This window comes from Chitinophaga sp. (genome assembly GCF_035564935.1).
Taxonomy (GTDB): Bacteria; Bacteroidota; Bacteroidia; order Chitinophagales; family Chitinophagaceae; genus Chitinophaga.
The window spans coordinates 1-10,404 of sequence record NZ_DATMTE010000292.1; the positions used below are offsets into that span (position 1 = coordinate 1).

The following is a 10,404-nucleotide window of genomic DNA, read 5'->3' on the forward strand; positions in this document are numbered from 1 at the left end:
TGAAGCGGGTAAGGGCTCCCAGAAGGTCGATGTCTATTTAAAATAATTCACTAAAAATAGCAAGGGCATTATTAATCCATACCGGTTAATAATGCCCTTGTTTTATAAAACGGTTAACCTAGAATCCTCTTGGTCTCATTCCACCACGGCCGCCCGGTGGGAATCCCATACGGCCGCCCCTTTCTCCCCTGCCGTTATTGCCACCAAACTTGTTCAGGAAATAGGTGAAGCTTACCATGAAATATTGCTGTAATACATTGCTCTGCACATCCTGGATGTAGTTATCTGCTACGGTGCGGGATACACTGATATACTGTCTTAACAGATCAAAGCCCTGGATCTTGATCATCCCCTGTTTTTTGGGAAACACATACTTTGAAACATTTGCATTCCACATGGTGGAAGTAAGGTTATAGCCTGCCTGCCTGCCGCGGTTCATGGTACAGGTAATATCGCTGCCTATCATGAAACCCAGTGGCAGATTAACGTTGAAATCTGTATTGATGTTGTAATCCAGGTAACGGGTATCGCTTGCACCGGCGCTGGCCTGTGAGTAGTTGGTGGCGTTGTAATTGATACTGCCGCCCAGTGAAATATCAAAAAGTTCTTTGTACATGTAGCTCACGTTGGCCGATTGCGACAGCTGAAATGTATTGGTGCTGCTGTTTCTGCCATTGCTCACAATCACATCTTTACTATAACCCACAGAAGTTCCTGTGTTCAGGTTTTGCCCGGGTGTTTTAGACAATGGAAAGGAGTTATGCACCATACCAGACACATTGAAATTGCCGTTTACGTTTACTGGTCTTACGGTTTGTTTACCGGTTTCCGGATCCAGTGTAGTGGCATTGATAATCTTGTTTACCGTGTATCCGCCGTTCAACCTGGCAAACATTCCCCTGAAGGTGATATTGTTAAACGAGTTGTAATTAACGCTAAGGTTGTTGTTGAACGACGGTTTCAGGTCGGGGTTACCCAGTTGGATATACAGCGGGTTGCTGTTGTCCGGAACCGGCGCCAGCTGCTGTACAGAGGGCTGCTGGGTGCTTCCGTTATAGTTTACCCGTAACCGTTTGTTCTTTGAGAAGGTATAATTAAAAGATGCCTGCGGGGAGAAGTTGACCGTGTGTTGTGTGATCAGACTGTCTTTCCCGGTCAGGAAGGAATAGGTGTTGTTGTCCAGGTTATTGAACAGTACATTCAACCCGATGGAGTAATCGTACTTCAGTTTATTGGTTCGTATAGCAAAGCCGGCCTGCTGGTTCAATGTACTGTTGGTAAAGGCATTGCTCAGCGAGTCGTTCATGATGTTATACTCCCCTTTTCCATCATCGTAATCGTAGGTGTATTTAGTACTGGTGCTGTTATATTTTGTGATGCCGTAATTGGCTTCCAGGAAACGATCCCTGCCCAACGGTTCTGTATAGGTAAGGTTTACGCCTTCGTTGCGGCTGTTGGTATTTATCTGGTTGCGTTGGTTAAAATTAACGAGGCTATCGGCGGTAACATAGTTAATGCTGGACTTTACATAGTTTTCCTGGTCGTTATCACTGTTGCTGTAATTGAAATTAACGCTCAGTGTACGGCCCGGTTTCCTGAACCGTTTACGGAACAGCAGGGAGCCGCCATAGTTTTCATTATGGCCCTGGCCATCGTTATAGGTAAGCCCCCTGTTCAGCGTATCCTTATTGGTATTGAGCGACAGGTTGTCTGTAACACTGTAGCTGCTGCCGTTTGTAAGGGAATACGTTGGTGAAAATATCAGTGAATGAAGGGAGTCGATCGTATATTCTATCCTGGCAGCAAAGCGGTTGTTACTGTTATCTGTTTGCGAAGTGGAAGTGGTATTATCGTAGTTGGTAGTGGCATTACCTTCTTTGTCAGTACTGAATGTTTGCTTCGCCGTTTTCTGGTCTCTGTCGTTTTTGGTATCATTAAAGAAGTAGCTGCCATTAACGATAAGGTTTTTGCTGAAGTCCTGGTTGAAGTTGAGGCCGGTGTTCCAGTTACGGGTGATACCACTGTTGTTGCCGCCGCCCAGGGCCATCTGCATACCCCGTCCGCCTCCGCGGCCACCACCTCTTCCGCCGCCGCCACCGGCAGAGCTGAAGCTCATGGCATCCTGCTGGGTGTATCCCATATTGTTAACGTTGTTACCTCCGCCGAGCAGCGACATTTGCTGGTTTTCCCTGAAGCGGTTTAGGCTGAGGGATACGCCATAGCGATCGTCTGTACCGTAGCCGGCGGTGGCGCGGCCAAACAATCCTTTCTTTTTATCTTTTTTGATAGTGATGTTGATCGTTTTTTCTGTTTGTCCGTCGTCGATCTGGGTGAATTGCGCCTGGTCTGATTTACGGTCTATCAGCTGTACTTTATCAATGATGTTAGCCGGAAGATTTTTGGTAGCCAGCTTGGGGTCGTTGCCAAAAAAGGGCTTACCGTCTACCAATACCCTGGTAACGGTTTCCCCCTGGGCGGTAATAGCGCCGTCTTTATCTACCGTAACACCGGGCAGCTTCTTCAAAAGATCTTCCACTACTGCATTTTCACGGGTTTTAAAGGCATCCGCATTAAATTCAAGGGTATCTTTTTTTACTACGATGGGTGGCTTTTCATCCAGTATTTCCACGGCATTGAGGTTTACTCCTTTGAGCACCATCGGGATGTTGCCGAGTGATAATTCCTTATGATCCTGGTTAACCTGTAATGATCTGTTGATGGGTTTATAGCCCAGGAAGCTTACGTACAGCCGGTAGGCGCCATCGGCCACATTTGCCAGTTCAAAGTTGCCTTTGTTGTCTGTCATGGTGGTGGAGGCAACGCTGGAATCTTTTGCATTCAGCAGTACTACCGTAGCAGCCGGCATGGGATCCCTGGAGGTAGAGTCAGTCAGTTGGCCTTTAATCTTTCCTTGTTGAGCCTGGGCTTGCACATGTATAATGCCCAAACCCAGTATCAGCAAGAGTTGTATAAGTTTCTTCATAATAGAAATTAACAGGAAAGGGGAAAGTTAGGATGAAATTTATTTATTGTTGTTGCCGCTTACGTAATTTCTCCATTTCCTGTTTCCTGATTTCCCTCATTTGTTCCTGGCTCACTTTTTCCGCACCGGCAGGGAGGGCAAGATCCGTATCTGTTATGGCTTTCAGGTTAACGCTTTTTGCAGTGAAAGCGCGTCTGGTACCTTCTGCAGAAAGGACTACGGCGTTACTGTCGGGCAATAATCCGTTCACCGGGGAGAAACTGAATGGCAGTTCGGTGGTGTACCAAACGGTGTAGGTATCATCTTTGAGCTGTATGGTGGCCTTTTTGCAGGTATAACCGGCTATCTTTTTTGTTTTGCCGGACGTTTTGTTATTAGCGGTAAAGATGTAATCTTCTTCTGTGTAATAAGTTTTCTTATCATCGCCAAAGGTGCTGAACACCTGCTCATACTTTTTATTAGCCAGGTCTACATACTGGGCATTGAAGCCGCCGCGTCCCATACCCATACCTCCGGGGCGTTGCCCGCGCTGGTTACGGGTAGAGGTATCTCCTCCGGGGCGCTGTCTTCTTCCGCCGAAACCGCCGCCTTCCGGGCGTTCTGTGGTGAGCTTGCCAATGTTGTTGTTAAAGGTGAATACCTGTTTGAAGGTGATAACATCCGGGATTTCGGGTGCATCATCGCCGCCCCGCTGGAAACCGCGCATACGCTCGGGGTCTGTTTTAGCAGTTACTTCATATTCTATTGTACCTGATTGTTGTGCAAACACGGGGCTGGTGGCAGATAGCAGCGTAGCTGCTGCAATGAATAAACGGATAGTTCGGTTCATACCTGATTGATTTTATGCTACAAAAGTGGATCTTCGCTTTCATTTTTTCGGTTAAAAACCTTTATTTACTGTTATTTACTGTTAAGGGCTGTCTGTAAGCGTTAATCTTCCTTATTTACTGTTAATTACTGTTAAGGGATTGTCTTGTTTTCCCTGTGGAATGGATAGTTTTGTAAGGATCTTAAAATCTTTCATGCGACAAAGAATCAGAAATATTCTCATCCTCATGTCTGTCTGTATCCTGGGCATATTTCTGTTCCAGGGGTACTGGCTGTATAATTCTTACAAATTAAGGGAGGAACAGTTCAATAAAGAGATCAATGAATCGCTCCGGATGGCGGTATTCAATAAACAGTTTTCTGATGTACGCCGCTATATCCGTTATTTTGGTAAAGATAAAGACTCGCTGAAGCTGCCCATGCGCGGGCTGGCCAACCAGCTGGAAGAAATAGGGATGCCCAAGGGGCGCCGCTTCAAGGGGCAGCGTTACGACCGCTATCCTGGTCCGCCTCCCAAAGAAGCTTTCCAGGGAGATTCCCCCAGTACGGTATATGTAGACACCCTGGCCAGGCAGATCTCTGAATTTCTCATTACCAGCAACTTACATAACGATAGTACCAATCTTAAAAAACTGGACTCCGTATTCAAAGTGGAGTTGGCCAACCGGCAAATTGCCACGCCCTATGAACTGGATACCTTTCACCTGAACTACAGCGGCTTTGAAAGAGAAACATTCAGGGACAGTATCCGGCGCCGGGAGCCCCGGCAAACGGCCAAGATTCCCTTTAACCCTGCCAGCAACCTGTTTGTACAGGCCATCTTTGAATCGCCCCTGCAGTTTATTTTACAGAAGATGATCTGGACCCTGCTCAGCTCACTGGTATTACTGGTGCTTACTACCCTCAGTTTTATATACATGCTCAGAACCATCCTAAAACAGAAAAAGCTGTCGGAAGTAAAAAATGATTTCATCAATAACATGACGCATGAGCTGAAAACGCCTATTGCTACCGTATCTGCGGCAGTGGAAGCGTTACAGAACTTCAACGCCCTGAACGATCAGCGTAAAACACAAACCTATCTCGATATTTCAAAGAACGAGCTGCAGCGCTTGTCTGACCTTGTGGAAAAAGTATTGCATATTGCCGCCGAGGAAAAAGAAGATATTGAGTTGTTCAGGGAAGAAACAGACCTGAACGAGGTAATTGACAACATTCTTTCGAATCACCAGCTTAAGGCGGGAAAACAGCTACAGGTCCGCTACGATAACAACCTGGCCGGTAAAACAGTGTACGTGGATAAAACCCATTTATCCAACGCGATCAACAACCTGGTGGATAATGCCATTAAATATTCGGGGGAACACGTACAATTGTACCTGCAAACCAGCCTGGAAAATGGTATTTTAAAGATCAGGGTGAAAGATAATGGCGTGGGTATTCCGAAGATATACCAGGGCAGTATTTTTGATAAATTTTTCCGGGTGCCTACCGGTAACCTGCATAATGTGAAAGGATTTGGTCTTGGATTAAGTTATGTACAGAAAATAGTGGCCATGCATGGCGGTTCCATACATGTGCAGAGTGAGCCGGATAAAGGCAGTGAATTTACTATTGTCATCCCTTCTGCTTAACCATATAAAAGAAATTTATGCCCAAAGTATTATTGATAGAAGATGAAGTACAGCTCGGACAAATTGTGAAAGACAGCCTTGAAATGAGGGGGTTCGAAATGTTATATGCAGCCGATGGTAAAGAAGGGCTGCGTATATACCAGCAGGAGCGCCCCGATGTGGTGGTACTGGATATCATGATGCCTAATATGGACGGCTTTTCGGTGACTGCAGAAATCCGTAAGCAGGATAAATTCACGCCTATCATTTTCCTGACGGCCAAGTCCCAAACGGCAGATGTGGTGAAAGGGTTTGAACTGGGCGGAAATGATTACCTGAAAAAGCCTTTCAGCATGGACGAGCTGATTGTGCGGATTACTGCACTGCTGAAACGTTTTGGTGACAACCCCGCGGCCCGTGAAATGGAAGAAGGCGCCGTAACCATTGGCCAATACATCTTCAACTATACCAAGCAAACCCTTGCCAGGAATAATTCCATTGAATTTTTGTCGCACCGCGAAGCCGCCATTTTACGCCGTTTGTACGATAACAAGAATGAAGTGATGGAGCGTAAAGCAGTGCTGCTGGACCTTTGGGGAGATGATAATTTTTTTAATGCCCGCAGTATGGACGTATTTATTACGAAGCTCCGCCGGTACCTGAAAGACGATTCCCGTGTTCAGATAGTAAACATCCGGGGGGTTGGCTATAAGCTCATCTTTTAGTGGCCTACAGTGCATGATTACAACAATATCATAACCACGCATAAACTGGTTTTTAGCCGCCCATAGCCGGGTCGGATTCGAAGGTAATGCGTACCCGGGTGCCGGCTACGGTGTTCTCCGCACCAGGCTGGTCGGAAATTTCAATATTGAATTGTTTATGGTACATATTACGGTAAAGGGTGGCCCTTTCCATGCATATTTCCATGCCCCGTGAATGATGGTTACCACTCTTCAACCCTTCGTGATGATATTGCAGGGCCTGCACTCTTCCGATGCCGTTGTCTGTTATTTCGCAGGTATACAGGTTAGGCGCCAGCTGCATCCACTGCACCTGTAACTGCCGATTCTTCTCCTTATGCATAAGGCCATGCCAGATAGCATTTTCCACGAAAGGTTGTATCAGCATACAGGGTACGTATAACTGCGTTGCAGCAATCCGGGGATCGGTAAAGAGCGTATACTCAAACCCGTTATTGGTGCGTAATTGTTCCAGTTTCAGGTAAAGTTCCAGCATGTCCGTTTCTTCCTGCAACGGGATAAAGTTTTTATCTGCCAGCATTAATACTTTTCTCAGCAAGCCGGCAAACCGTGCAATATATTCCTGGGCCAGCGCGGTTTCTCCCATCATGAGCGTGGTATAAATGCCGTTGAGGCAATTAAACTGGAAATGAGGGTTTACCTGTGACTTGAGGTTTACCAGTTTAAGCTCTGCCAGTTGCTGGTTTAAAAGGAGGGTTGCTTCTTCCTGCTGGTGGTTGTTCCTGATCAAAGCTTCGCTACTGCCTTTGAGAAGAAGGTAACGGGAACGGTAATGGAGGGAAAGGAGAAAAAAAATGACAATGCCGGCTGCAGCCAGTAACAGCATAACAGTGTTTAAAGTGACAGGCATAACCCCCTTGATTTGCTCATGAAAATATACATCATTTCCGGGAAAAAAGGAGCAGCGTGGAAACCTCGCCAGTTTACGCCTAAACGCTTATCTTTGTTGTTTATGGAACAGTTAGTACAGCAAATAGCAGCCTATAAAGAGGAAATAGCGGCTTTTACGCCTGCCGGCGCAGCGGATCTGGAACAGTACCGCATAAAATTCCTGGGTACAAAAGGTATTGTAAAAGCTCTTTTTGGAGAGATGAAACAGGTGCCGAATGACCGTAAGAAAGAATTTGGCCAGATATTAAACGAATTTAAACAACTCGCAGAGGCCCGCTATGAGCAGTTCAGTGACCTGAAAGAGGCTGGTGGTACTGATGCAGGTGATATAGATTATACTTTGCCGGCAGCCCCTCACCGGTTGGGTACCAGGCATCCTATCAGCCTGGTAAGGAATAAGATCATCCGCATTTTTGAGCGGCTGGGCTTTACCATTGCCGAAGGCCCGGAAATTGAGGACGACTGGCACAACTTTACCGCCCTGAACCTCCCGGAGAATCACCCTGCCCGTGATATGCAGGACACGTTCTTTATCAGCAAAAATCCCGACTGGCTGCTGCGTACCCAAACCTCCTCCGCCCAGGTAAGGGTAATGGAAGAAGGCAAACTGCCCATACGCATTATCAGCCCGGGAAGAGTATACCGTAATGAAACCATTTCCGCCCGTGCACATTGCTTCTTCCACCAGGTAGAAGGATTGTATATAGACGAGAACGTTTCTTTCGCAGATCTCAAACAAACACTGTATCACTTTGTTCAGGAAATGTTTGGTGAAAACACCGGTATCCGTTTCCGCCCTTCTTACTTCCCCTTCACGGAACCAAGTGCTGAAATGGATATTGTTTGCTTTATTTGCGGGGGAACCGGTTGTAATGTATGTAAACAAACCGGCTGGGTGGAAATACTCGGTTGCGGAATGGTACATCCAAAAGTACTGGCCAACTGTGGTATTGACCCTGAAAAATATTCAGGTTTCGCCTTCGGAATGGGGATAGAACGCATTACCATGCTAAAATACCAGATCAAAGACCTGCGCCTGTTCTCTGAAAATGACACCCGTTTCCTGGAGCAGTTTGAAGGCGCAGTATAAACATTATTACCAGGCTATCCGGTGTTAACATAAAGGCAGTAAAAAATCAGCTGCACTTATGTAAACACCGGGTGAAAAACCTCAAAAAGTGATTCAAACTATTGCCGTATGCGGCGCGGGCACTATGGGTGCCGGGATTGCGCAGATAGCAGCCTACAGCGGATTTACTACTTTGTTGTTTGATATACGGCAGGAGGGTCTTGACAAGGCTGGTGCACAGATTGAGAAGAGCCTGTCCGCAGCCGTTGAAAAAGGTAAGCTAACCCCTGCAGATAAAGCCGGTGTGCTGCAGCGGCTCCGTTTTACCACCAATATCGGCGACTGTGTGGCCGATGTGATCATAGAAGCTATTGTAGAAAGAATAACCGCCAAAACCGCACTCTTCAACCAGCTGGCAGCTATCAATGCTGCCGGAACCATTTTCGCTTCTAATACGTCTTCCCTGTCTGTTTCTGAAATTGCTTCTGCCGTTGGTGTTCACGCATCAAGGGTGGTGGGTATGCACTTCTTTAATCCCGCACACCTGATGAAGCTGGTAGAAGTAGTAAGTGGAAAAGAAACAGCCCCGGAAGTAGCCGAAGCTATTTATGAGCTGGCCCTGAAAATGGGAAAAGTGCCGGTAAGGGTAAAAGATGCCCCCGGTTTTATTGTGAACAGGGTAGCCAGGCATTATTACCTGGAAGCTATGCATATTGCAGAACAGGGCCTGGCCGACTTCAGCACTATTGACCAGCTGCTGGAAGCAGCCGGGTTTAAAATGGGCCCGTTTGCATTAATGGACCTGATAGGTAATGATATTAACCTCGCAGTAACACAGTCCCTGTACGATGCTTTTGAACATGCCCCCCGCTTTAAACCGAACGTATTGCAGGAACAACGGGTAAAAGAAGGAAAGCTGGGACGTAAAACAGGATTGGGTTTTTACAGGTACGAACAATAACAGGTTTTAGTTATTTTTGAACCTTCTTCAGAAAAAAGAATTTTAGTCTTCATGATTTTAGTAACCGGCGGTACAGGTTTTTTGGGTAGTCATTTAATAAGGGCATTGGTTGCTGCAGGGAAACCTGTGAGAGCACTGTACCGTAAACAACCTTCTCCCCGGTTGCAGGATATTTCAGATAAAATAGAATGGGTACCCGGCGACATCCTGGATGTATGCGCCCTGGAAGATGCCATGAAAGGGGCAACCCAGGTGTATCACTGTGCGGCAGTAGTTTCTTTCCAGGCAGCCGACAAAGACCGGCTCCTTAAAATTAATGTTGAAGGTACCGCCAACGTGGTGAACATGGCGCTGGATGCAGGCGTTAAAAAGTTGTTGTATGTAAGCTCTGTAGCAGCTATCGGAAGGGCAAAACCCGGGGCTGCTGTAAATGAAGAATGTGAGTGGGAAGACAGTAAAAACAATTCCCGCTACAGCATCAGTAAGTTCCAGGGGGAAATGGAAGTATGGAGAGGTGTTGCAGAAGGGTTGGAAGCCGTAGTTGTTAATCCTTCCATTATCCTGGGCGCGGGGTTCTGGGACGATGGTTCAGGATCCCTGCTTAAAAATGCCTGGAAGGAATTTCCATATTATACACAAGGTGTAAACGGGTTTGTGGATGTAGAAGACGTGGTAATTGCCATGATCCGGTTAATGGACAGTAACATTAATGAGCAGCGGTTCATCCTCTCGGCCGGCAACTGGAGCTACCTGCAATTATTTACCACCATGGCACAGGCACTTGGTAAAAAGCCGCCCCATATTGCAGCAAAGCCATGGATGGCGGAAGTGGTTTGGCGGCTTGAAAAGGTGAAAGGGCTCCTCACCGGCAGGCATCCGCTGATTACCAGGGAAACCGCCCATACGGCCCAGCTGAAGGTATACTATGAAAATAATAAGATCCTGGCTGCCTTACCGGGATTTCAGTTCCGGCCACTGGAAGAAACCATCCGTAATATTTCAACCGCCTATCTCCGCGAACGCGGAGTAACCTCCTCTCAGGATTAAAGCGAATTTTGTCTGACTCAGGATTAAACTGATTACCCTGATTTGATTTTTTAGGATTTTATAATGTGATTTTGGGAGATTTAGGCGAAAGTATCCGCTTAAATCTCCCAAAATCATTTTAAATCCAAAGTAATCAAATCAGGGTAATCAGTGTAATCAGTGTAATCCTGAGTCAGACAAAATCCGCTTTAATCCTGAGAGGAGGTTACTCCGCGTTCGCGGAGATAGGCGGTTGAAATATTACGGAT

8 protein-coding genes are annotated in these 10,404 nt (G+C 46.5%); 5 read left to right on the top strand and 3 right to left on the bottom strand.

Annotation, left to right across the window (positions count from 1 at the left end; genetic code table 11):
• Positions 1-118: 118 nt before the first annotated feature.
• Positions 119-2,983 carry a TonB-dependent receptor domain-containing protein gene (locus VN105_RS07865; RefSeq protein WP_325639595.1) on the bottom strand — a complete coding sequence of 955 codons (2,865 nt, stop codon included), beginning with the start codon at positions 2,981-2,983 and terminating at the stop codon, positions 119-121.
• A gap of 43 nt (positions 2,984-3,026) precedes the next feature.
• The gene (locus VN105_RS07870) at positions 3,027-3,812 is read right to left on the bottom strand and encodes a GLPGLI family protein (RefSeq protein WP_325639596.1); all 786 of its coding nucleotides are present in this window, start codon (positions 3,810-3,812) and stop codon (positions 3,027-3,029) included.
• A gap of 226 nt (positions 3,813-4,038) precedes the next feature.
• On the opposite strand from VN105_RS07870, the gene VN105_RS07875 reads away from it, so the two are divergent.
• Positions 4,039-5,445 (top strand): HAMP domain-containing sensor histidine kinase, encoded by a 1,407-nt coding sequence (locus tag VN105_RS07875; RefSeq protein ID WP_325639598.1) that lies wholly within the window; start codon positions 4,039-4,041, stop codon positions 5,443-5,445.
• Positions 5,446-5,462: 17 nt separating this feature from the next.
• On the top strand, positions 5,463-6,149 hold the full coding sequence (locus VN105_RS07880) for a response regulator transcription factor (RefSeq protein WP_325639600.1): 687 nt from the start codon (positions 5,463-5,465) through the stop codon (positions 6,147-6,149).
• A 52-nt stretch (positions 6,150-6,201) separates the two neighbouring features.
• Here the strand turns inward: VN105_RS07880 and VN105_RS07885 are convergent, their stop codons facing one another.
• Positions 6,202-7,038 (bottom strand): sensor histidine kinase, encoded by an 837-nt coding sequence (locus VN105_RS07885; RefSeq protein ID WP_325639602.1) that lies wholly within the window; start codon positions 7,036-7,038, stop codon positions 6,202-6,204.
• A gap of 96 nt (positions 7,039-7,134) precedes the next feature.
• On the opposite strand from VN105_RS07885, the gene pheS reads away from it, so the two are divergent.
• From pheS to VN105_RS07900, 3 genes are all read left to right on the top strand, one after another.
• Complete coding sequence (gene pheS, locus VN105_RS07890; protein WP_414647235.1) at positions 7,135-8,169, top strand: phenylalanine--tRNA ligase subunit alpha; 1,035 nt, start codon at positions 7,135-7,137, stop codon at positions 8,167-8,169.
• An 88-nt stretch (positions 8,170-8,257) separates the two neighbouring features.
• Entirely contained in the window at positions 8,258-9,109 is an 852-nt protein-coding gene (locus VN105_RS07895) for a 3-hydroxyacyl-CoA dehydrogenase family protein (RefSeq protein ID WP_325639606.1), read from the top strand.
• 51 nt (positions 9,110-9,160) lie between these two features.
• Positions 9,161-10,156, top strand: coding sequence for an NAD-dependent epimerase/dehydratase family protein (locus VN105_RS07900; RefSeq protein WP_325639608.1), 996 nt, complete (start codon positions 9,161-9,163; stop codon positions 10,154-10,156).
• The last annotated feature ends 248 nt before the right edge of the window (positions 10,157-10,404 follow it).